Source organism: Rhodococcus sp. NPDC058521, from assembly GCF_042719695.1.
Lineage (GTDB): Bacteria > Actinomycetota > Actinomycetes > Mycobacteriales > Mycobacteriaceae > Rhodococcus_F.
In genome coordinates this window covers 127,091-153,871 of record NZ_JBHXNL010000004.1, presented here as the reverse complement: position 1 = coordinate 153,871, position 26,781 = coordinate 127,091, and the positions used below count along the sequence as shown (strand labels likewise).

At 65.3% G+C, this 26,781-nt stretch carries 1 protein-coding gene; it reads right to left on the bottom strand.

The genetic code is table 11. The features are described from left to right. Positions 1 to 85: 85 nt before the first annotated feature. Positions 86 to 26,734 (bottom strand): non-ribosomal peptide synthase/polyketide synthase, encoded by a 26,649-nt coding sequence (locus ACFWO3_RS08785; RefSeq protein WP_378576203.1) that lies wholly within the window; start codon positions 26,732 to 26,734, stop codon positions 86 to 88. Between the last annotated feature and the right edge of the window lie 47 nt (positions 26,735 to 26,781).

The following is a 26,781-nucleotide window of genomic DNA, read 5'->3' as shown; positions in this document are numbered from 1 at the left end:
CCGATTGCCTACTCGCAGTCGACCGGTCAAGGCCACCTGCATCCCCGAGGTGCGAAGTCTATCCTCAACCGGCGACAAGCGGTACTCACCGCCCGGAAAGATACTCCTCCAGTGCGGGACCGACGGCCGCCAACACGGCTGGCTCGATCATTTGGTTGTGTTCACAATGAATGGGGACTTCTCGGATTCCCCCGGCGACGGCGGAATCCCACCTGTGGATGTCGTGATCGTCCGCGTCGGGCGACTCGGTGGCCCGGAAGAACAGCATCTCGCCGTCGAACACCTGTGGACGGAACTCGTGCATGATCTGCGACGAAATGGTGAATCCAGCGCTGATCCGCTCGAGGTGTGCGGCCGTGAGACCGGTCTTCTGGCCGAATGCCTCGTCGAGGAGCTCCACGGCGCGTTCGAAGGTCAGGTCACCGTCGGATCCGTCCTCGGCGATGTCGAGGCCGAGGCCGTGGAGCAACTCGCCTACCGTCAGCGTGTCCGGGGCGGCATCGTCGTCCGAGGCGATGTAGCTGTCCATGACTGCCAACGTCTCCACCGCGTCTCCGTCTCGTCGCAACTCGACGGCCATGGCGTGAGCGATGATGCCGCCGAGCGACCAGCCGAGGAGATGGTAGGGACCCTGCGCTTGGACTCGCCGCATCTCGACGACGTAGCGGTGCGCCAGTTGCTCTATCGATTCGAAGTTCGGGCCCCCACTGATGATTGGAAGTTGCAGTCCGAACGCCGGTCGGTCCTGGGACAGGTGCCCGAGAATTCCCGCGTAGCCCCACGCGAGCCCGATACCGGGGTGGATACAGAACAGCGGCGGCTTGTCTCCCTTGGCGCGCAGCGGTATCACCACACCCAGTGCTTCGTCGACCGGGGACACCGCGCTCGATTTCGACGTGCCCTCGGCGTCGAGTCGGTAGGCCAGACCGGCCGGCGTGGGTTCGAGGAACATGGTCTGCAACGCAACTGTCTTCCCTAGCCGTGCCTGGAGTTCGGACACGAGTCTGGTGGCGACGATCGAATTGCCGCCGAGATCGAAGAAGCTGTCCGACGTGCTGACACGGTCGACACCGAGAATCTCGGCGAAGATGTCCACCACTACTCTCTCGGTCTCCGTCACGGGTAGCTGGAATGCATCGGACCGGGTACCGAATTCTGGTGCTGGAAGTGCCTTTCGGTCGAGCTTGCCGACCGGAGTCATGGGTAGCTGGTCGAGGACGACGACGGCAGCCGGAACCATGTGAGCCGGTAGACGTTCCGCCGCATACGCACGGAGCTCGCCCGCATCCACGTCGTGGCCTTCGGTTGCGCGTACATACGCAGCGAGGAGTGTGTCTCCTGCAGGCCCGACATGGCCGATGGTTGCGGCGAAGGCGATCGCGGGGTGATGCACGAGCACGGCGTCGATCTCGCCCAGTTCGATCCTGAATCCGCGGACCTTGACCTGGAAGTCGCTGCGGCCGATGTATTCGATGGTGTCGTCACTGCGCCAGCGGACCACGTCACCGGTGCGGTACATGCGCTCGCCGGGCTCGCCGAATCGATTGGCCACGAACCTGTCTGCCGTCAGGCCGAACCTCTCGTGGTAACCACGCGCGAGTCCCGGTCCCGTGATGTACAACTCACCCGGAACACCTCGCGGCACCGGTTGGAGCCGTGAATCCAGGACGAGCGCACCGAATCCGCGTGCCGGCTTTCCGATGTTCACCCCGGAAGCCTCGTCCATCGGATCGCTGACGCTGGCCTGAATCGTGGTCTCGGTCGGGCCGTAGCCGTTGAACATTCGCCTGCCCGGCGACCACATCTCGACGAGATCGGGTGGGCATGCTTCTCCGGCCACGACGATCGCTTCGAGTGAGTCGAGCCCCACGTCGTCGATGGAGGCGAGTGCTGTCGGTGTGATGAAGGAATGGGTGACACCGCTTCGGCCGAGCAACTCGGACAGTTCGGTTCCGCCATAGATGGTGGGTGGCACGATCACGACGCGCGCGCCGGCACCGAACGCCATCATCAGCTCGAACACCGAAGCGTCGAAACTCGGCGATGCGAGGTGCGACACCCTCGAAGAAGATTCGACACCGAACCTTTCGTGTTCCTCCGCAGTGAGGTTCGCCATCCCTCGTTGGGTGACGATCACACCCTTGGGCTTGCCCGTCGATCCCGAGGTATAGATGAGGTAAGCGGGTTGCGCGAGATGCAAGCGCGCCGTTCGGTCTTCGTCGGTGAGCGGAGCAGCCGCCACGGAGTCGACCGTTTTCTCGAAGTCCACGTCGTCGACCACGAGCCACGACACCGTGTCCGGCAGGTTCGCGCGTCTGCCCCGTACCGTCAGGCCGACCGCGGCGTGGCAGTCCGTGAGCATGTACTCGATGCGTTCGGGCGGGTAGGTGGGGTCTACCGGGACGAATGCTGCCCCGGCCTTCGCAATTGCCCAGATCGACACCACTTCCTCGATCGAACGGGGAATGCCGAGAGCGACGAATGTTTCCGGCCCCACGCCTCGGTCCACGAGTACTCGAGCGAGGCGGTTCGACCACGCGTCCAATTCTCCGTAGTCGACCACTCGCTCGTCGTAGACGAGCGCGATCGCTTCTGGATCGCGCATGGCGGCCTTGGACAACAGATCCGGCCACAGCTCGGATGGAACGGAGCGTTTGCCCACCGCGGGAACAAGGTCACTGACCTCGCCGGAATCGAGGATGTCGAAGTCTCCGATCGCCGTCGTCGGATGCTCGACTGCCGACCGGAGCACCCGCACGAATCGGTCGGCCAGCTTTCGGATGGTGTCCCGCTCGAACAGAGCCGTGGCGAAGTCGAATCCGGCCGTCACCCCGGACGGTGAGCCGTCCTCTTCGAATTGCTCGATGAGGATGAGTTCGAGATCCTCCTTGGCGATGTGCGTGTCGAGATCTATTCCTTCGATTCTCAGATCCGGCAACTCGAGAACCGGGTTCTCGTTGTTCTGGAACTCGAGGGCGACCTGGAACAATGGCGAGTAGGACGTCGATCGCGTCGGATTCAGTTCTTCCACGAGGCGCTCGAACGGCAGGTCGGCGTGTCCGAAGGCAGAGAGGTCGGTTTCACGTACCTGTTCCATGATGTCCACGAACGTCGCCGACGAGTCGATGTGATTTCGCAGCACCAGGGTGTTGACGAACATGCCGACCATGTCGTCGAGCGCCGGGTCCCCACGGCCGGCGATGGGGGTGCCGATCACGACATCGTCCGTCGTTCCGAGCCGGGCGAGCAGCACGGCGAGTGCCGCGTGGGTGACCATGAACATGCTGGCCCCGACAGACCTCGCGAGTTCGATCAGTTTCCGGTGGAGGTCACCTTCGATTCCGAACTCCACCCGATCACCGGCGAACGACTGCTGGATCGGCCGTGGATGGTCGGTGGGCATCTGAATGACGTCGGGAAGGCCCGTCAAGGTGTCCGTCCAGTACCGAAGCTGTTCGGACAGCACCGATGCCTCGTCCTCCTCACTGCCCAGAACCTCGTGCTGCCACAGCGTGTAGTCCGCGTACTGCACGGGCAGCGGCTTCCACTGTGGCACCGCACCTTCGAGGCGCGATGTGTAGGCACTCATGACGTCTCGGGCCATCGGCGCGAGCGAGTAGCCGTCGGCAGCGATGTGGTGAACGACGAGTGTCAGTACGTGCTCGTCCGGCCCGATGCGGAAGATCCGGGCCCGTACCGGCAGCTCCAGGGTGACGTCGAAACCACGTGAGACGAAGGAGGTGAGTGCGTCGACTAGGTTGTCTGCTGCCACGGGAACGACCTCGGTGTCTCCCGAACCCATTCCAGGGGGAAGGACTTGTTGCACTGGTTCACCGTTCACCCGAGGGAAAAGTGTCCGAAGCGTCTCGTGTCGTGCGAGCACGTCCGCCAGCGCCCCGCGTAGTGCCGGTACGTCCAGCGTGCCGGTCAGTCTGACGGCGAGTGGAATGTTGTACGCAGCAGAATTCGTGTCGAACTGGTTGAGGAACCACATGCGCTTCTGCGCGAGGGACAACGGAACGTTCTCCGGCCGGGTGACCGCGACCAGCGCCGGCCGCTTTCGGACGGCACCGTTGCGGTGCTCGAGATCGGCGGCGAGGGTGCGAACGGTCGGTCCCTCGAACAGGGTACGGACCCCCACGTCGGTTCCCAGCACCACGGCCAGCCTCGATGTGACCCTGGTGGCGACGAGCGAATTTCCGCCGAGAGCGAAGAAGTCGTCGTCGACTCCGATCGACGCGATTCCCAGAACATCTCGGAACACCTCGGCCACGGTCTGTTCCATGGGTGTCGCCGGTTCACGGAACTCGGTGCTGTTGGTCCGGAAGTCCGGCTCGGGAAGGGCGGAGCGGTCGAGTTTGCCGACCTTGTTCATGGGAATTTCGTCGAGGACGGTGACGACCGTGGGAATCATGTGACCAGGCAGTCGTGACGACAAGCGACCGGTGATTTCGGCGACGTCCACGTCCTCACCCGTCACCGGTACGACGTACGACGCGAGAACGGTGTTCCCCGCCGGGCCCTGAACACCCACGGTGACCGAGAAGGCCACTCCGGGCTGCACCATCATCTCGGCATCGATTTCACCGAGCTCGATTCGGAATCCTCTGATTTTCACCTGGAAATCAGCGCGTCCCACGTACTCGATGGTGTGGTCGGCACGCCAGCGGACGATGTCGCCGGTTCGGTACATCCGCTCCCCCGGCTCTCCGTGAGGATTGGCCACGAATCGTTCCGAACTCAATTCCGGTCGGCGGTGGTAGCCACGAGCGAGTCCTGCTCCGGCGATGTACAGCTCGCCCGGCATCCCCATTCCCACCGGTTGGAGCCGCGAGTCGAGGACAAGTTCGGCCACACCTCGAATGGGACCGCCGATGGTGATCGGCTCCCCCACGGTCATCGGCTCGCTGATGTTGGCCATCACCGTCGTCTCGGTCGGGCCGTACGCGTTGGACAGGCTTCGTCCAGGCGCCCAGCGAGTGACGAGTTCGGGTGGGCAGACCTCGCCACCGAATGCCACGTGCGCGAACTCGTCCAATCCGGTCGGATCCACCGTCGACAGTGCGGCGGTGGTGACGAATGCGTGGGTGACATGTTCGCGCCGAAGGAGATCCGCGAGTTCGGCGCCGCCGTACACGTCGGGCGGTGCGATGACCATCGTCGCACCCACTCCGAACGCTTGAAGGTACTCGAATACGGCGCCGTCGAAGCTGGGCGTCGAGAAGTGCAGGGTCCGTGCGGTCGCGTCGGCGCCGAACCGCTCCCGCTGATCTTCGGCGAAGTTGTCGAGGCCCTCGTGGGTGACCACGACGCCCTTGGGTTTTCCGGTGGAGCCGGACGTGTAGACCACGTATGCGGCGTTGTCGAGGCTTATCGGAGACCGTCGGTCCGCGTCGGCAACCGGCAGTGCGGGCTGACTCTGCCAGGTCTTCGCGAACCGACGGGAGTCACATGTGAGCCAGGTCAACGACGACGGCAGCGAGTCCACGTGCGCCGACAGGGTCAGGCCGATGGTGGCGCCGGAGTCGGACAGCATGTGTTCGATCCGCTCGGTCGGGTAGTTCGGGTCCACGGGCACGAATGCCGCCCCAGTCTTCGCTACCGCCCACATCGCGAGGACCGATTCGATCGACCGTGGAATACCCAGGGCCACGAAGGATTCCGGACCCGCACCTCGGGCGATCAGGACGCGGGCGAGTTGATTCGATCGATCGTCGAGCTCGCGGTACGACACGTTCCGCCCCCCGAACGTCAGTGCGGTGCGGTTGGGGTCGAGCGCAGCGGCATCTTCGAGGATCTGTGGCAGCGTGCGTACGGAACGGCCCGGACGTCCGTTCACCGGCGCCAGTTCCTCGAGTTCGGACTCGGAGAGCAGGCTCAACTGGGCCAACGGTAGATCCGGGTCGTCGGCGAATGCGGTGAGCGCACGCACTATTCGGCTTCCTACCAGCGTGATGCGTTCGTCGTCGAACACGTCGGGCGAGTACTCGAGCTTGAGGTTCAGTTCGTCTTCGCCGGACGTGACGATCGCGAGCGGATAGTGAGCGGAATCGTGGCCTTCCACGGCGTCGACTCGCATCCCGGCGATATCCGTCGCTCTGCTGAGACCGGCGCGGTCAACCGGATAGGACTCGAACACCGTCAAGGTGTCGAATGCTGCTGCCGGCCCGACGGCGTTCTGGATGTCGGCGAGGCCGACGTAGTGATGGTCGAGCAGGTCGGCCTGCTCCGACTGCAGGCGGTCGAGCAACTGACCGAGCGTCTCGCGTGGGTTCAGGGTCACTCGTACGGGCAGAGTGTTGATGAACAGACCCACCATCGACTCGATTCCGGGAATCTCCGGCGGCCGGCCCGACACGGTCCCGCCGAACACCACATCGTCGCGGCCGACCATCTCGCCGAGCACCACCGCCCAGGCGGCCTGGACCACGGTGTTGAGGGTCAGACCCCGCGCCCGACTCAGTGCACGCAAGCGTGCGGTGATCGGCGCGGGCACGATCTGTGCCGTCTCCTCGGTGACGGTCGCCAGGGCCCGTTCCGCGTCACCGGCCAAGATCGTGGGTTCGTCCACCCCCTGCAGGGCTCGCCGCCATGCGTCCAACGATGCTTCCGGATTCTGATTCGCCATCCAGGACAGGTAGTTGCGGTACGCCGGTACGGGCGGCAGCACGGATGCGTCACCGTTCGTCGCGTAGAGAGTCAGGAGATCCCGCAGTACCAGCGGGGTCGACCATCCGTCGAGCAGGATGTGGTGGTTTGTGACGAGCAACCTGCAGTCGGTTGGCGCCATGCGTACCAGGATCATTCGCAGCAGCGGCGCTGTCGCCATGTCGAACTTGTCGGCACGATCGGTCGCGGTGATCTCCTCGAGCTTCGCCTGCCGTTCCTGCGACCCGAGTGCACTGAAGTCGAACTCCGTCCACGGCAACTCGACGGTGCCCTGCACGATCTGGGACGACGCGCCGGTGCTGTCGTGAACGAATGCAGTCCTCAGGTTGGGGTGCCGGTCGAGCAGTGCTTGTCCCGCGGTGCGCAGACGCGCGGAATCGACGGTGCCGCCGAGCACCAGAGTCAGCTGCACCATGTACGGGTCGACGGATTCGTCCGCCAACTGTGCATGGAACAGCAAGCCCGACTGCAGTGGAGACAACGACCAGATGTCGGACAGACCCGGGAATCGGTCCTCGAAGCGGTCGATCGCCTGTTGGTCCACGGTAACGAGATCGAGGTCGGACGGGGTCAATCCGCCGGAGGTGGGGCGTGCGACGTGGTTGGCCAACGCGGTGAGTGCGTCGACCCACAGTTGTGCCAGTTGCTCGACCTCGTCCGCTTCGAGGACACCGGTCGGATACGTCCAGGTTGCGGTGAGCTCCGTCCTGCCGTCCACGGAGGTGGTCATCGCGTTCACGTCGAGAACCGTGGCGACCGGGATGTCCGGTGCCGGGCGGTCGTCGAGTTCGGTGTCGGTCACCGGGAGCCATCCGTAGTCCGCAGTTTGTGTCTCGGTCGTGCCTGCGATGCGGCCGAGGTAGTTGAAGCTGATCTGCGGAGAGTTCAAGGCCTCCAGGTGCGTTCCGGCCTGGGTGAGGTATCTCAGCAATCCGTATCCGATGCCGTGGTCGGGCACCGCAAGCAACTGTTCCTTGACCGCCTTCACGGCAGAGCCCGCCGAGTGACCGCCGTCGAACGCGTCCTCGAGGTCGACACCCCCGAGGTCGAGTCCGACCGGATACATGGACGTGAACCACCCCATCGTGCGGCTCAGGTCGGCGCCGGGGACCACGTGCTCCTCGCGTCCGTGGCCTTCGAGGGTGATCAGGGTTCGCGCACTCGGTTCACCGCGACGAGACCGCCACCGCGCCACCGCCAGTGCGAGCCCCGACAGCAGGCCGTCGTTGACGCCACCGTGGAAGGCTTCGGGGAGTCTGGTCAACAGTGCATCGGTCACGTCCTCGGGCACGGTGACCGAAACCTTGGCGACCGTTCCCGCGACGTCCAGTGTCGGATCGAGCGGTCGAGAGCCGATGACCGGGTCGTTCGGCTCGAGCACCGATCGCCACATGGGTAGTTCGTGAATCCGTTCGCCTGCCAATTCGACCAGGGCGTGGGTCCACCGGCGCATAGACGTACCCACGGGTGGCAGGTCCACAGGAATGTCAGCCGCGACCTGAGACCAGGCTGTCGCCATGTCGGGAACCAGTACCCGCCACGACACACCGTCGATGACCGCGTGGTGCGCCACCACGAGCAGGCGTCCACCGCGGGGTCCGGCATCGAACCACACGAACCGGATGACACTTCCGTCCGACGGGTCGAGTTCGGCGGCAGCGATCTCGAGTTGCGCGGTCGCGTTCTCGGCGAATGCCGTTCCGGTCACCGAAGCAACGGAGACCCTGGTGAGAACACTCTCCGCAGACACCGCTCCCGGGGGCTGCACACGAACAGCGGTTGTCGTTCCACCCGAGATCAATCTGCTTCGCAGCACGTCGTGGTGATCGATAACCGACTGCAACACCGTTTCCAGTCGTTCTCGGTCAGCCCCCACCGGCAAGGTGAGAAGCGCCGTCTGTGTGTATCGGCGGTAGTCTCCGCCACGTTCGAGGAGCCATTCGAGAATCGGAGTCGTCGGCATGGCGCCCACGCCCCCACCCTCGAGTTCGTCGAGCACCACCGACGGTGCGGAAGACGCCACCGCTGCCACGGTGGCGAGAGCAGCGACCGTCTTGTGCTCGAAGACTTCTCGCGGGGTGAGTGTGACGCCGAGAGCCTTTGCGCGGGACACGAGTTGGATGGACATGATGCTGTCACCGCCGAGGGCGAAGAACGAGTCGTCGACCCCGACCGAATCCATGCCGAGCACCTCGGCGAACAACCCCGCGAGAATGCTTTCCGTTTCGGTGCTCGGCGCCCTGTTCGAAGTTGCGAGAACGCCGAAGTCCGGCGCCGGGAGGGCCCGCCGGTCCAGTTTCCCGTTGGACGTCAGCGGCAGTTCGTCCAAGACCATCAGCGTCGCCGGCACCATGTACGACGTCAATTGGGAGCCGACGAACTCGAGCACCGCGCTCGGGTCGACGGTGCTGCCGGCTTCCGGAACCGCGTATCCGACCAACCGGCTCGGACCCGGGCCCTCGTCGTACACGGTGACGACGGCGTGAGCGATTCCGTCGTAACGCAGGAGTGCTGCCTCGATCTCGCCGAGTTCGATGCGGAACCCACGTATCTTCACCTGGAAGTCGCTACGGCCGAGGTACTCCAACTGACCGTCGGCATTCCAGCGTGCGACGTCACCGGTCCGATACATGCGCGCGCCGGGCCAACCGTGCGGGTCGGCGACCATGCGTGTCGAGGTGAGGGCCTCGCGCCCGAGATAGCCGCGAGTCACCTGATCGCCCGCTACGTACAGTTCGCCGCTCACTCCGACCGGTGCTGGATGCAACCGCCAATCGAGAACATAGGCCCGAAGTCCGGGGATGGCGCGCCCGATGACACTGGCCGATGCCTCCGCTGCGCGTCGCCCGTCGAGCGGCAGATGGCTGACGTGCACCGTGGTTTCGGTGATCCCGTACATGTTGACGAGGGTGGGTGACGAATCACCGTGGCGTCCGTACCACCGCGACAGCTGCCCGAAGTCGAGGGCCTCCCCACCGAACACCACGTAACGCAGCGCCAACCGTTGCGCATCCACGCCGCTTTCGGACACGATGCGGTCCGTTTCCGACAGTTGGTAGAACGCCGTCGGCGTCTGGTTGAGAACGGTGACCTTCTCGCTGCGGAGCAGTTCGTGGAACATCTCCGGCGATCGCGCCGTGTAGTAGTCGACGACGACGAGGCGTCCACCGTGCAGTAGCGGGCCCCAGAGTTCCCACACCGAGAAGTCGAAGGCGTACGAATGGAACATCGTCCAGACGTCGGTGTGGTCGAACACGAACAGCGGCTGCGTGTTCGCGAAGAGCGTGAGCACGTTTCGGTGGGACACCATCACACCCTTGGGCCGGCCCGTCGAACCCGAGGTGTAGATGACGTACGCAACCGACTCGGGTGCCGGCGTCGCAATCCGATCGGCGTCGGTGATCGGATCGGCGGACGTTTCCGCCAGCGTCTCGACGACGGAATCGTCATCGATTTTCACGAGTTTCGATGGATCGGCGTCGATGCCGGCGTCGATATCACGTGTGGTGACGATGCATTGCGGTGACGCATCTTCCAGAACGAACGCCAGCCTGTCCGCCGGGTAGTTGACGTCCAACGGGAGATACCCGGCCCCGGACTTGATCACCGCGAGCAACGCCACCACCAGATTCGCGTTGCGCGGTAGCGCCACGGCAACCAGGGTTTCCGGTCCGGCGCCGCGGTCGACGAGAAGCCTTGCCAGCCTGTTGGATCGCTCGTCGAGTTCACCGTAGGTCAGGGCGATATCCTCGTAGCTGACGGCGACTGCATCACGGTGCTCTGCAACGCTCGAGGCGAAGCGGTCGGCCAGTGTGTCCGGGCCGACGGTGATTCCCGGTGTGTTCCATTCGTCGAGCATCGTGTGGCGTTCGGACGGACTCGTGCACGTGATGTCGCCGATTGCCGCATCCGGGTTCCCGGCCAGGCCCCGGAGTACGCGTAGGAACCGTTCGCCGAACGCCTCGACCGTCCGTCCGTCGAACAGATCCGTCGCGTACACGAATTCGGCGGTCATCCCGGACGGGACACCGTTGTCGTCGTAGTTTTCCTGAATGCCGAGTTGGAGGTCGAATTTCGCGACCTCCAGGTCGAAATCGACGCTGTCGACGACGAGGTCTGGCAGTTCGAGGCGCGGCGCTTCGTTGTTACGGAATTCGAGCATCACCTGGAACAGTGGAGAACGGTCGGTGGCACGTTCGGGAGCGAGCACGTCCACCAGTCGTTCGAACGGCAGATCCGAGTGTGCGAAGGCAGCGAGATCGGTTGCTCGAACGTCTGCGAGCAGATCGACGAAGCTGGCGTCGGGGTCCGGCGCCACCCTCAGGACCAAGGTGTTGACGAACATCCCGACGAGATCGTCGAGTGCGGCGTCGCCACGGCCGGCGATGGGGGTTCCGATCGCGACGTCACCGGTTGCTGCCAACTCGGCGAGCAACACCGCGAGGGCCGCGTGCACTGCCATGAACATGGTGGCGCCCTCGCGCCGTGCGAGCGCCGCCAGTTCACGGTGCAGTTCGGCATCCAGCGCGAAACTCGATGTCGCACCGTGGAAGGAAGGTTGGGGCGGCCTGGGCCGATCCGTTGGCAGCGCAAGCAGTTCGGGTAGGTCGGCGAGGTGTTCGCTCCAGTAGCGGAGTTGACCGGAGATGAGCGATTCCGGGTCGCTCTCCGATCCGAGGACGCGTTCCTGCCACAGGGAGTAGTCGGCGTATTGAACGGGTAGCGGTTCCCATTGCGGTTCGGCACCCGCGATTCGGGCCGCATACGCGACCAGTACGTCTCGGGCGAGCGGCGCCATCGAGAAGCCGTCCGCGCTGATGTGGTGAACGACGATGACGAGAACGTGATCGAGTGGACCGACCTCGAACAGGGTGCATCTGATGGGCACGGCCGCCGTCACATCGAATCCCGCGGAAGCCAACTCCTCGATGCGCGTCGGCAACTGGCGTTCGCCGATGGATACCACGTGCAGCGGTGGTACGGCCCGAGCTGCCGGAACCACTACCTGCGTCGGCTCGCCGTCGAACGAAGGGAAGACCGTTCGCAGCGCCTCGTGGCGAGTGAGCACGTCCTTGACCGCCGCTCGCAATGCTTCGACGTCGAGGTCTCCCGACAGTCGCACCACCAACGGAACGTTGTAGGCCGCAGATGTGGTGTCGAACTGATTGAGGAACCACATGCGCTTCTGCGCCAACGACACCGGCACGTGCGCAGGCCGCGCGACGGCCTCGAGCGGTTGTCGCGCCGTGGCTTTTTCCGAGGTTTCGAGGAGCCTGGACAGACCGTGAACCGTGGGGAACTCGAACAGGCTTCGGACACCGACGTCGACACCGAGCTCCGTGCTCAACCGTGCCACCACTCTGGTGGCAACCAACGAATTGCCGCCCATGTCGAAGAAGTTCTCGTCCACTCCCAGTCGCTCGACTCCGAGAACTGCTGCGAACACGTCCGCCACCACGCGCTCCGTCGGCGTCGACGGCGCGCGGAACGTCTCGTTCGACGGCAGGAATCGCGGTTCCGGCAGCGCGCTGCGATCCAATTTGCCGACCGGAGTCAGCGGAATCTCGTCGAGCACCATGATGCTCGCGGGCATCATGTGTCCGGGGAGCACGCGGGCGATGGACTCCCGCAACTGCGTCACATCCATCGTGTCGTGATCCTCCGGCAGGATGTACGACACCAGGACGGTGTCACCGGTCGGTCCGGGTCGCCCGACGGTGATGGCGAACGAGACGTTCGCCGCATCGGTCAGTGCACCATCGATGTCGCCCAGCTCGATTCGGAAGCCGCGTACCTTGACTTGGAAGTCGCTACGGCCGAGGTACTCGACCGTTCGATCTGCCCGCCAGCACGCGACGTCGCCCGTTCGATACATGCGCTCCCCCGGCGCTCCGTAGGGGTTCGCCACGAACCGCGAGGCGGTGAGGCCTGGTCGACGATGGTATCCGCGGGCCAGTCCCTCACCCGCGATGTACAACTCACCGGGCACGCCCGTGGACACCGGCTGCATGCGTGCGTCGAGGATTACTTCGTGCACGCCTCGCACCGGGCCGCCGATGGTGACCTGCTCCCCCGGTATCAGCGGATCGCTGATGTTCGCCATGATGGTGGCCTCGGTGGGCCCGTACCCGTTGTGCAGCTTGCGGCCGGGTCCCCACTTGGTGACCAGTTCGGCCGGGACTGCCTCGCCGCCGGCGACCACGTGTTGGAAGACGCTCAGGCCTTCGGGGTCGACGGATGCCAGGGCGGCGGGCGTCACGAATCCGTGAGTGACTCGTTCACGCCGGATCAGGTCGGCAAGTTCGGTGCCGCCGTACACGGTCGGAGGAACGATCACCATCGTCGCGCCCACCGCGAACGGCAACAGGTAGTCGAGGACGGACGCGTCGAAGCTCGGGGACGAGAAGTGCAGAGTCCGCGAACTCGGTGTGACGCCGTACCTGATTCGCTGCTCTTGCGCGAAGTTGTCGACGCCCCGGTGGCTGACGACGACTCCCTTGGGTGTGCCCGTCGATCCCGAGGTGTAGATGACGTACGCGGCGTGGTCGTAGCGCAGCGGCCGGCTGCGCTGCGCATCGTCGAGTGGATCCGCTGCACCAACCTCGAGAGTTCGTGCGGTCACGGGATCGTCGAGTACCACCCAGGGCACGGTGTCCGGCAACGTCGCGTGGTCGGCCGCAACCGTGACCCCCAGGCGCGCGTCCGAATCGGTGAGCATGTGTTCGACGCGATCGACCGGATAGCGCGGGTCCACCGGAACGAATGCTGCTCCTGTCTTGGCGATCGCCCACACCGTCAGAACCGACTCGATCGACCGGGCGATGCCGAGCGCGACCGTGTCCTCCGGACCGGCACCCTGTTCCACGAGCAGCCGCGCCAACATGTTCGACCGCTGGTCGAGCTCTGCGTACGTCATCTCACTTCCCGCACACGTGAGGGCAATCGCTCGAGGGTTCACGGTCGCTGCCGCCGAAAGCAATTCGGGCAGCGTCTGCTCGGACCTTCCGGGTTTGCCTCGTGCAGGTACGAGGGATTCCTCTTCTTCGGCGGACAGCAGGCGCAGTTTCGCGAGCGGCAGATCCGGTTCGTGAGCCAGGGCGCCGAGCGCACGCTGGACGCGTTCGCCTATTCGCTCCATGGATTCTCGCTCGAACAGGTCCGGGAAGTACTCCAGTTTGAGTTGCAGCGTCTCGTGCGCCGACGCGATGAGTGCCAGCGGGTAGTGGGCGGCGTTGGCGCTGTCGTGCACATCGACGACGTGCATCCCGGCGATGTCGGTTGCTTCGGTCAGTCCGGCACGATCGACCGGATACGACTCGAACACGGTGAGAGTGTCGAACACGGCCGCACCGCCCACTCTCTCCTGCACGGAGGTGAGTCCGAGGTAATGGTGGTCGAGAAGATCGGCCTGCTCGTTCTGTATCCGGTCTGCGAGTTCCCCGAGCGTCTCGTACGGATTCAGAGTCACCCGCACCGGCAGAGTGTTGATGAACAGACCCACCATCGACTCGATTCCGGGGATCTCGGGCGGCCGCCCGGACACGGTTCCACCGAACACCACGTCGTCCCGGCCCAACAACTCGGCCAGCACGATTCCCCATCCGACACGAATCAGGGTGCTGAGGGTCAGGCCGCGTTGCCGTGCGAGAACCCGCAGTTCTTCCGTGCATTCTGCGGACATCTCGAGCAACAGTTCCTCGGACGTGCCGTCCTGTGTGGCAGCCTTGTCGGCCGGCGACAACAATGTCGGTTCCCCGGCCCCTGCCAGTGCCGCGGCCCAGCATTCGAGTGACTCCTCGGTGCTCCGTTCGGCCATCCAGGACAGGTACGACCGGTACGGATGAACGGCAGGCAAGACCTCGGCCGCACCATCGGTGGCGTACAGCGTCAACAGGTCGCGCAGGACGAGCGGCATGGACCAACCGTCGAGAAGAATGTGGTGGTTCGTGATGACGAGTTGCTGACGACCGTTCCCGAGCTGCAGGAACAGGAACCGAAGCAGCGGTGGGGTCTCCATGTCGAAGCCGCGGGCGCGGTCCGCCTCAAGGATCGCTGCGATGGCCGAACTCTGCCTTGCTTCGTCGAGATGAGAGAGGTCCCGTTCGTCCCAGGGAACCCGCACGTGACCGCACACCACCTGCACGGCGGTTCCCTCCGCATCGTGAACGAAGGCCGCACGCAGGTTTGGATGACGCTCCAGCAGTACATCGCCGGCGCGCCTCATCCGATCCCCACGTGCGCCCACGAGTTCCAAGGTGAGCTGAACCGTGTACGAGTCGATCGACTGTTCCGCGAGCAGCGCATGGAACAGCAGGCCCGATTGCAGCGGTGACAGCGACCAGATGTCCTCGAGCGACGGATACTTCTCCTCGAACCTGTCGATGGCGGCCTGATCGATCGCTACCAGCGGCAGATCCGACGGTGTGGTGCCGTGCACGTCCGGGCGAGCTGCATGATCGGCGATCGCAGTCAGTGCCCGCACCCACAGTTGCGCCAGTTCGCTCACGTCTTCCGCATCGAGCACACCTTCCGCGTACGACCAGGTGGCTCGCAACTGCGCGCGTCCATCGACGTCCGTGGTGACCGCGTTGACGGCCAGGGCGGTGGCGACGGGTGTGCCCCGGTCCTGGGTTCGATCCATGTCGACCTCTGCGGTCGGCGTCCAATCCACCCGCCCTGCAGCGTCTGCCACATCGGTCGCGAAGCGCCCGAGATAGTTGAAGCTGATCTGTGGCGCACGGGCAGCGCCGAGTTCCGCGGCGGATTCCGGGTCGAGGTAGCGCAGCATCCCGTAGCCGATTCCGTGGTCCGGGATCACGAGAAGTTGCTCCTTCACCGCTTTCACCGCGGACGCAGCTGCCCTGCCCCCTGCGAACGCGTCGCCGAGGTCGATGCCCGTGAGATCGAGCCGAACCGGGAACATGGACGTGAACCAGCCGACGGTGCGTCCGAGATCGGCGCCCGGCAACACCTGCTCTTCGCGCCCGTGGCCCTCCAGTTCCACGAGTGTTGCCGCGGACTCCACGCCCCGTGCGCTTCGCCACCGCGAAGCGGCAAGTGCGAGAGCTGCCAACAGGCCGTCGTTGACGTTGCCACCGAATATCTCGGGGACGGTGGTGAGCAGAGCATCACTTACCGAGGTCGGCAGCTCCACGGAGATCCGGCCGAGGGTCGAATTGACGTCCGCGTCGGGGTCGAGGGGCCGACTACCGATGAGGGGGTCCCGATCGGCGACCATCTGCTGCCAGAGCCCTAGCTCCGGGCGTCGCTGTGGGGCCGCGCCGATCAGGCCGTGTGCCCACCTGCGCATCGAGGTCCCGACCGGTTGCAGGACGGTCTCGGTACCCGGTCCTCGTTGCGCCCATGCCGACGCGAGATCGGGAACGAGCACTCGCCAGGACACACCGTCGATCACCGTGTGATGGGCGACGACGAGCAAACGTCCACCGCGAATGCCGTCCGTGATCCACACCACCTGCAGCACCGTGCCGTCGTACGGGTCCAGCCGATTCTGCGCCTGTTCGAGTTGGGTGACCACCTGGGCGGAGAACTCCGGGGTACCTGGGGAGGCCGTCGCCGAGACGCGTCTCACGAGGTCGGCAGCGTCGATCGATCCCACCGGTCGGATATCGAAGTGATGACCGGCCTCGGACTCCACGAGGCGGGCCCTCAACATGTCGTGCCGGTCGACGACTCGCTGGAACGTGGCGGCGAGTTCGCCGAGGTCGTTGAGATCCGCGGGTGCGGTGAGCAGGGCCGACTGCGACATTCGCGCGAAGTCGCCACCACGCTCGAGGAGCCACTCGACGATCGGGGTTGCCGGAGCCGTGCCTACGCCACCACCCTCGAGTTCCTCGAGCACCACCGCGTCCGTCTCGTCCGTCGCTTTGACGACGGAGGCGAGACCCGCAACACTCTTGTGCTCGAACACGTCGCGTGGCGACAACGACAGTCCTACGGCTTTCGCCCGGGCCACCAGCTGGATCGACATGATGCTGTCGCCGCCGAGCGCGAAGAACGAGTCGTCGACACCGACCGATCCGAGTCCGAGCACTTCGGCGAAGATCTCCGCCAGAGTCCGTTCCCGTTCTGTTGCCGGCCGTCGTCCCGTCGACACCTGGCTGCCGAAGTCCGGTTCCGGCAGCGCTTTTCGATCCAGCTTCCCGGCCGGCGTCAACGGCAGGGTCTCGAGCACGACGAGAGCGGACGGAACCATGTAGGGCGCAAGTCGTTCGCTCACGTGGGTGAGCACGGCGGGCGTGTCCACAGTCGCACCACCGAAGGGCACCACGTACCCGACGAGTCGGGTCGGCCCGTTCCCCCCGTTGTGTGCCGTCGCCACGGCGCGGGCGATGTCCGGATGGTCCGTCAGCGCCGCCTCGACCTCACCGAGTTCGATACGGAAGCCGCGGATCTTCACCTGGAAGTCGCTGCGACCTAGGTACTCGAGGTGCCCGACCGAGTTCCAACGAGCCAGGTCACCGGTGCGGTACATCCGTTCGCCGCGTTCACCGTAGGGGTTCGCGACGAACCGATCCGCCGTGATCTCGGTCCGTGCGTGGTACCCGCGGGCAAGCCCGCCACCGGTGACGTACAACTCCCCCGTCACACCGACCGGCACCGGATGCAGACGTGCGTCGAGCACCATCTCACCGCAACCGATCGGAGGCCGTCCGATCGTCACGGGTTCGGCTGGATCCATGGCCTCGGTGACACTCGAAACGACGGTGGCCTCGGTGGGCCCGTATGCATTGAACATCTTGCGGCGCCCGCTTGCCCACCGGCGAACCAACTCGGGCGGGCAGACGTCTCCGCCCGTGGCCACGCACACCAGATCGTCGAGTTCGGTCGCGTCGACGGAGGACAACGCCGCCGGTGTCACGAAGGCGTGGGTGACCCGGCCGCTCCGCAACACTCCGGCGAGTTCGGAACCACCGATCACCGAGGTCGGAGCGATCACCATGCACGCACCGGCACCGAACGCCAGAAGCAGTTCGAGAACGGATGCGTCGAAACTCGGCGAGGAGAAGTGCAGGGTCCGCGACTGCGGGGTCACCGCGAACCGGGTCCGCATGTCCTCCGCGAAACTCGACAGACCACGGTGCGCGACCACCACTCCCTTCGGCGTTCCGGTGGAGCCCGACGTGTAGATCACGTAGGCCGGATGGTCGATGTGCAGCGGACGGATCCGGTCGCCGTCGGTGAGCGGGGAATCCGGGTAGGCGTCGAGTTCGCGTGCGAGTTCCTCCGCGTCGACGACCACTCGTTGCCGACCCTCGAGATCGGGCAGATTGGTCGATTCCCCCACCCTGGTCAGCACCAGCGAACTACCCGAATCGGTGAGCATGTGCGCAATCCGATCGACGGGGTAACCCGGGTCCACTGGCACGTACGCACCACCGGCTTTCGTGACGGCCCACACCGACAGGATCGATTCGATCGAGCGGCCCAGAGCCAACGCCACGACCGTTTCCGGTCCCACTCCCCGATCGACGAGTGCACGGGCGAACTGGTTGGACAGCCGGTCCAGTTCGCCGTAGGTGAGCTCGATGCCCTCGTGGAACACCGCAGGGGCGTCGGGGTTCTCGGCAGCGGATTCGAGTATCGCGGCGAGCGTCGCAGGGGGCATACCCGTGCCACCGGACACCGGGGTGAGAGAGCTGATTTCGCTCGCGGGCAACAACGCGATGTCACCGATCGGCAGGTCCGCGTTCACTGTCACCGCGTCGACGATCCGGACGAGGTAGTGGGCGAACCTGGCAATGGTCTCGGGCTCGAAAAGACTTGTCGCGTACGTGAACGACGCGGACATTCCCGCTGGCGCCCCCGAGGCGTCGAATTCCTCGGCGAGCGTCAGCTGCAGATCGAAGTTCGAGATGTCCGGTGTCAGATCGATTCCGGTCACGTCGAGCCCCGGAAGCTCGAGGCGCGGCCGCTCGGTGTTCTGGAACTCGAGCATCACCTGGAACAACGGTGTGTGCGCGGTCGACCGCTCGGGAGCCACCTCGTCGACGACACGTTCGAACGGCACATCGGAATGGTGGAAAGCGTCGAGGTCGGTATCGCGAACCTGGGCCAGCAACTCCGCGAACGACATTCCCGGCTCGGTCTCCGCGCGCAGCACCAAAGTGTTCACGAACATGCCGACGAGGTCGTCCAGCACGGTGCGGCCACGGCCCGCAACCGGTGTGCCGATTGCGATGTCGTCGTTGTCGCCGAGCCGTGCGACGAGAGCTGTGAGAACGGCGTGCACGGTCATGAACAGGCTCGTGTCGTGTGCGCGTGCGATGGCGGTCAACGCCCGGTGCGCGCTCTCGTCCAGACCGAACTCGTGACGTGCACCCTTCATCGACGCTGTCCCGGGCCGCGGGTGGTCGGTCGGAATGGACGACAGTTCGGGAAGCCCATCGAGCGTCCTCGTCCAATACCCGAGTTGCGCGGCGAGAACACTGTCCGGGTCCTGGACTGAGCCGAGAGCCTCACGCTGCCACAGGGAGTAGTCGGCGTACTGAACCGGAAGTGGTGCCCAGGTCGGCGGATTCCCCGCTGCCCGCGCCACATAGGCGGTCATCACATCTCGGGCCAGCGGCGCCATCGAGAATCCGTCCGCGCAGATGTGGTGAACGACGATGCACAACACGTGTTCGCCCTCCGCCCAACGCATCAGTTCTGCGCGCAGTGGTGGCGCGGCTGTGACGTCGAATCCCGCGCCGGCCAGCGCGGCGAGCCGAGTCGGCACGTCGTCCTCGGCAACAGGTACCGGATGCAGCTCGGACATCACCTCGTCCACCCCGAGAACTACCTGCGTGGGTTCACCGTCGTACATGGGAAAACGGGTGCGCAACGACTCGTGCCGTTCGAGGACGTCCTTCATCGCGGCGGCGAGCGAATCCACGTCGAGATCACCACTGAGTCGAAGTCCCATCGCAACGTTGTATGCGGCAGAGGACGTGTCGAACTGGTTGACGAACCACATTCGTTTCTGTGCGAGGGAGATCGGGATTCGACCGGGGCGAGGCATCGGAGCCAGTGGCAGACGCTCGCCACGTTCGGGCACGGTGTCCGTGCGCTCTGCGAGCGCCTCGACGGTCGGTGCATCGAACAGATCACGCACACCGAGCTGCATTCCGAGGGCTTCGCCCGCCCGGGCGACCAGGCGGGTCGCCACGAGCGAATTGCCTCCGATGTCGAAGAAGTTGTCGTGGATGCCGATTCGGGGCACGTCCAACAACTCGGCGAAGATCGAAGCCAGAACCTCCTCGACCGGATTTCGAGGTGCGACGAATTCCGCGTTCGGCAGCGGCTGCGCCGGCTCCGGCAGCGCCTTTCGGTCCAGTTTGCCGGTGGCGCCGAGCGGAAACTCCGACAGGATCACGACACGACTCGGAACCATGTATGCCGGCAGGGTGCGCGCTGCGAAGTCCTGCAGCGCCTGCGAGTCGATCTCCCCGCCGTTCTCCGGCACCACGTAGGCGACGAGGCTCTCCCCTGTCGCCGCACGGGAGTGCACGACCACCACGGCCTGTGCAACCGTCGCATCGGCGAGCAGGACGGCTTCGATTTCCCCGAGCTCGAGGCGCTGCCCGCGCAGCTTCACCTGGAAGTCGGTGCGGCCGAGGTAGTCCAGGTTGCCGTCGGTGGACCATCGCACGACGTCCCCGGTTCGGTACATGCGTTCGCCGGCATCGAACGGGTTCGCAACGAACCGGTCCGAAGTCAGATCGCTGCGGCCGACGTATCCGCGAGCCAGTTGCACCCCGGCCAGGTACAGCTCACCCGGAACCCCGACGGGAGTCGGGTGCAGACGGGAATCCAGCACGTATACCCGCGTGTTCCACACGGGAGCACCGATCGGAACGGATACCTGCTCCTGGCCTGTGCTCTCCCACGACGTGACGTCCACTGCCGCTTCGGTCGGCCCGTACAGATTGTGGACCTCCGCATCCGCGAAGCGACGGAAGGCAGCGAGGGTGGCGGGCGGCAAGGCCTCACCGCTGCAGAACACACGCCGCAGACCTGCACACTCGACCGGGTCCGCGTCCGCCACGAACGTGGCAAGCATCGACGGCACGAAGTGCATCGTCGTGACGGACTGGTCGGCGATCAGCCGGGACAGATAGCGGGGGTCGCGGTGACCGTCCGGCGCGGCCATCACCAGCCGGGCTCCGACCTGCAATGGCCAGAACAGTTCCCATACCGAGACGTCGAACGTGGTCGGAGTCTTCTGGGCCACCACATCGTCACATGTGAGGTGATAGCGGTCCTGCATCCACAGGAGCCGGTTGGCGATCGCACCGTGGGTGACCGCCACGCCTTTCGGCCGTCCGGTCGAGCCCGATGTGTAGATGACGTAGGCAGTATTCGCGGCACCGAGGTGTGCACGGCGCTCGGAGTCACGTATCGGACTGTCGTCGCCGCCGGCGACATCCAGGGTGTCTACTGCGAGAACGGGAATCGTCGTGTCCACCGTGAACTCGTCGCCCGTCGTCGTCAGGACACATACCGGTTCCGCACTGCCGAGTACATACCTCGTGCGTGCGGCCGGGTGATCCGGATCCAACGGCACATAGGCCGCACCTGCCTTGACTACCGCGTACAGGGCAACCATCAAGTCGATCGAGCGGCGAACGGCGACGGCGACGCACACTTCGGGGCCCACTCCCCTGTCGATCAGTTCTCTGGCCAATCTGTTGGCGCGTGCATCGAAATCCCGGTAGGAAATGAACACATCGTCGTGTACGAGCGCCACGGCATCCGGTGTTGCAGCGACCTGTGCGTCGAACAAGTCGACGAGAGTCGTTTCCGGAAGGTGCACGGACGTCGAGTTCCAGTTCCGCACGATGCGTTGGTATTCCGGTCCGCCGGTGAGGGGGACGTCACCGATCGTCAGGTCAGCATTCGATGCGAACATCTCCAGCAGCCGCTCGAACCGCTGGCCGGTCTGCTCCATGGTCGACGCGTCGAACAGCTCTGCCGCATAGGACAGTTCGACCTCGAGCGGCCCGCCCCCCGCGGTCGACGCAGCCGGCTCGGTGACGATTACCTGAAGGTCGAACTTGGCGGTGCCGGTGGGCACTTCGTCCACCTGAACCCCCAGACCGGGCAGCTCGATCCCCGTATCGGCAGCGCCCTGCAGGACGAGCATGATCTGGAAGAGCGGAGACTGCGATTCGGTGCGTGCCGGTTGCAACTCGTCCACCAGCAGTTCGAACGGAAGGTCGGCGTCCCCGAAAGCCGCAAGGTCGGTCTCTCGGACGTCCGACAGCAGGTCGGCGAACGTCCGAGACGAATCGACAGGAGTCCGCAGAACGACCGTGTTGACGAACATGCCGACCAGGTCGTCGAGTTCGGCACGCCCACGTCCGGAGACAGGTGAACCGATGCACACGTCGGTGCTTGCCGACGTACGGCCGATCAGCACGGCCAAAGCGGCGTGCAGCACCATGAAGAGAGTGACGTCGTGTGCGGCCGCGAGTTGGGCGAGGCGCGCGTGTGTGTCGGCACCGATCGAGAGTTCGAGGTATCCGCCCCGCATCGACTGGCGGGCCGGTCGCGGCCGATCGGTCGGAAGGGTCGACGATTCAGGTGCTCCGGTGAGCCGGTCCACCCACCTTCGCTTCTGCGCGGCCAGAACGCCGTCCGGATCGTCGACCGTGCGGAGAAACTCGTTCTGCCACAGGGTGAAGTCCGTGTACTGCACCTCGAGTGGGGTCCAGTTCGGTTCGTGACCGCCTGCCCGCGCCACGTATGCGGTGACGACGTCGCGAGCCAGCGGACCCATCGAGAGGCCGTCGGCGGCGATGTGGTGAGCGACGAGAAGCACCGTGTGTTCGTCCGGCGCGGTCCGGAACAGTCTGGTGCGCAATGGAACGTCGACCGTGACATCGAAGCCCTGCCGAGCGTCGTGGGCGAGCCTCGCCGGCAGGTCCACCGGGTCGACGTCGACGACAGCGGGGTCGGGCGACACCTCGTCCGCCGGTCGCACGTCCTGCATCGGTCCGGACGCCGTGTTCGGAAACACGGTACGCAGACTTTGCTGACGCTGCACGACGTCGGAGAGCGCGGCAACCAGCACATCACGGTCGAGCTCACCGCGGAGCCGTATGGCGATCGGGATGTTGTACGCGGCCGAGTCCGTGTCGAGCTGGTTGACGAACCACATCCGCCGTTGCGCCGCAGACACCGGAACGGGACGTTCCGACGCACGTGAGGTCAACGGCGGCAGCGACACTCGCCCACCGGGATCTGCCACTTGGGCGTCGACCCGGGCAGCCAACTGCGAAACGGTGGGTGACTCGAACAGATCCAGCACACCGATGTCGCTCCCGAAGGCGACGTTGACACGCGACACGACGCGAGTCGCAACCAGAGAATCGCCGCCGAGGTCGAAGAAGCTGTCGTCGACGCCCACCTGTTCGACGTGTAGCAGACTCTGGAACACCTCGACCATCCGCGACTCGGTCGGCGTTCCGGGTGCGCGATACAAAGACGAAGAGGATTCGAAAGCAGGTTCCGGCAGCGCCTTCCGATCCAACTTCCCCGCAGGAGTGAGCGGTACCTCGTCCAGAACGACGACCCGGGCCGGAACCATGTGCGCCGGCAATCTGTCGGCGGCACGGGCGAGAACTTCGCCCGGGTCGACCTCCACCCCCTCCTCGGCCAGTACGTAACTGACGAGCAAGGTGTCTCCGGACGGTCCGGCATGACCCGTCGTCACCGCGAAACGGATCCCGGGGCACGAACGCACCACCGAATCGATTTCTCCGAGTTCGATTCGGAAGCCGCGAATCTTGATCTGGAAATCGGTTCGGCCCAGGTATTCCAGCTCACCTCGCCTCGTCCAGCGCGCGAGATCGCCGGTCCGGTACAGACGAGTTCCGGGCGCACCGAACGGGTCGGCCACGAAGCGCTCCGCCGTGGTGGACGGGCGCCGGTGATACCCGCGGGCCACGCCGGGGCCGGACACGTACAGCTCACCGGGCACGCCCACAGGAACGGGATGCAGTCGGGAGTCGAGCACCACATCGGCCGTGCCCCGGGGCGGTTGGCCGATGGCGACCGGCCTCCGCGCGTCGAGCGGCCCACTCACCGCCGCTACCACCGTCGCCTCCGTCGGACCGTAGGCGTTGTACATCTCCCGGCCTTCTGACCATTGCGCCACCAGCGCGGGTGGGCACGCCTCGCCACCGGTGACGACGCAGCGCACGTGATCCAAACCCGTCGGATCCACGGACGCCAACGCGGCCGGGGTCACGAAGGCGTGGGTCACCCGGTGACGACTCATCACCTCGGCCAGTTCGGTTCCGCCGTAGATCGTGGGCGGCGCGACGACCATCGTGGCACCGGCGCCGAATGCCAGAAGCAGTTCCAGCACCGACGCATCGAAGCTCGGCGAGGAGAAGTGCATGGTGCGCGACCCTGGAGTCACTCCGAATCGGATGCGCATGTCCTCCGCGAAGTTGGCCAGACCTGCGTGCGTGACCACGACGCCCTTGGGCAGTCCTGTGGAACCCGACGTGTAGATCAGATAAGCGGGGTCCGCGATCGCGACCGGAGCCTGCAGGTCTGCGGCTGTGATCGCTGCCGGGGACTGCGCTTCGACGAGTTGTTCGAGGTCTTCGTCGCCGAGGACCAGCCACTCGGTGGTGTTCGGTAGCTGCCGCACGTGCCGAACGGTGGTGATTCCCACGAGCGCCCGAGAATCGCCGAGCATGTGTTCGATGCGATCGGCCGGATACCCGGGATCGACCGGCACGAACGCGGCGCCACTCTTGGCGACGCCCCAGGTGGCGATGACGGATTCGATCGATCGCGCAATCGCGAGGGCCACCACCGAATTCGGCCCGGCACCGCGATCGACGAGAACCCTGGCGAGGCGGTTGGATCGCTCGTCCAGTTCCGCGTAGGTCAGAACCCGGTCGCCCTCGATCAGTGCGGGGGCTTCCCGGTCCCGGGTCGCCGAATCGGCGAGGATGTCCGACAGGAGCCTGGGTTCGACTGCTTCCGGTCCGGGCACGGGCGCGAGCGTCTCCGATTCTTCGCGCGCGAGCAACTCGAGGTCCCCCACCGGGATGTCGGGCCGTGCAACCGCATCCGTCAACAGCCGCACGAATCTGTCTGCCATCGATCGAGCCGTGTCGCTCTCGAACACGTCGATCGCGTACGAAAGGTGACCCGGCCGACCGTCTGCGTCGTCGGAGTGTCCGTCCGCCACGACCCACCGCAGATCGGCTGCAGGCGCCCAGACCACAGGGCCTTCGTCGCGTGGTGCGGTTCCGATTTCCAACGTCACGGCCGAACCGACCGGCTCGCCGCGATCGGCATCCGCGTGGGCGAATGCGGCATCGTCGCGCTCGCGCACCGCCGCCAGATGCTCGGTGAAGGATCTGTCGAGAGCGACACCGCTTCGCAGGAGCAGCTCGACGGTCCCATCTGCGACCGGTGTCCCGACGACCACGTCTTCGGTGTCGCCCATCCTCCCGAGCAGTACCGCGAGCGCGGCGTGCATCACCGTGAAGACTTCTGCCCCTGTTGCCTGCGCGAGGACGCCGGCACGCGCGGCGACGTCGGCCGGCACCTCGAAATCGACCGCGCCGTAGCGCCCATCGCGAGTCGAAGGACGTTGCCTGTCCAACGGTAGCGCGAGCGTTTCCGGCATCCCCGCGAGCGTTCTGGACCAGAAGTCGCGAACTTCTTCCTGTCGCCGGACGCGTTCGGCCAGGCGGGCACTCTCCGGATGGATGTCCCCGACAAGTTCCTCACGGTCGGCGCGGACGAATTCCTCGACGAGCCCGACGAATCGATCGTGATGCTCGCGCAGTTCCTCGGTGTCGTACCGGTTCGGGTTCCCCCGGAAGTCGACGAGCGTACGAGCGGAACCACCACTCTGATAGATGTTGACCAGAAGGTCGTCGACCGGACCCGAGGTCACGATCTCGTACTCACCGACCAGCTCACCGAGCGTGATCTCCTGATCAAAGAGCATCACGTTCACGAGTGGACCGCTCAACGCATTCGCGGTCCCGGCCAGCCCTGCGTCCCGGCGAATATCCTCGAGGCTGCACCGCTGATGCCGGAGTGCACCCATCAGTTCCAGTTGCACCCGTGCCACCAGCTCGCCGACCGAATCCTCCCGGTGCACCTCGATTCTCAGGGGCGCGACGTTCACGAGCATGCCGCCGGACCGCTGGAGCGGCGCAGTCGTACGAGCCGACACCGGGAGGTTCACGAGAACGTCGGTCCGCCCCGTCATTCGCGACATGTAGCAACCGAAAGCGGCGATCAGAACTGCTGCGGCCGTCGCACCGACCCGATCCCCAGACCCGTCCAGATTGTCCACTGCCACGTCCGAGAGCTTCGCGCTGTGGAGATGACTGTGCGCGGCCGCCGGGGCGTCGACCGTGGCGAGAGTCGAACCACGCTCGATTCCACGAATGTGTTCGGCCCAGTACTCGCGGTCGGAGCTGAACCTGCTCGATTCCCGGTACTTCTGATCCAGTTCGTACAGCTCGCGCAGGTCGAGTGCTCGGCTCGGGCCCGCGTCGCCACCACGCACTTCAGCCGTGTACAGCGCGGCGATCCGGTTGAGCATGGTCATACCGCTGTAGCCGTCGAGCGCCACGTGGTGGATTCGGGTGTACCACCAGTAGAGGTCGTCTTCGAGGCGCAGAACCGTCATCTCGACGAGCCGATCGCTCGTCAGGCGTAGCGGGTGCTCGCAGTCGTCCGCCATCCACCCCCGGGCAGCGGCCTGTGGGTCCGCTTCTTCCCGGAAGTCGCGGTACCCGATCGACGGATCGATCGAGTTGTCGACGACCTGATAGGGCTCGCCGTCCACGTCGAGCAGCCGCAGGAACGGTGATTGGTACTCGTGCGCTGCCTCGACGGCGACTCGGCTCAGCAGTTCCCGGTCCAGGTCGCCGTGCAATTCCACGTACTGTGCAATGAACTTCGGCACCGTCGGCGTGAGTTGCTGAGCGAACCACATGCTGCGTTGCACGGACGACAACGGAAACGCGCCGTCCGGAACCTCGCTGCTAGCACGAGAGACCTGTGAATTACCCATCGTTGACCCCCATCGGGAAGACGAGCCGAAGAGTGCTGTGTGAGCGT

What these genes read in the sequence shown, in the direction of transcription:
- ACFWO3_RS08785 (WP_378576203.1), bottom strand. Translation starts at nt 26,734, where the DNA reads ATGGGTAATTCACAGGTCTCTCGTGCTAGCAGCGAGGTTCCGGACGGC.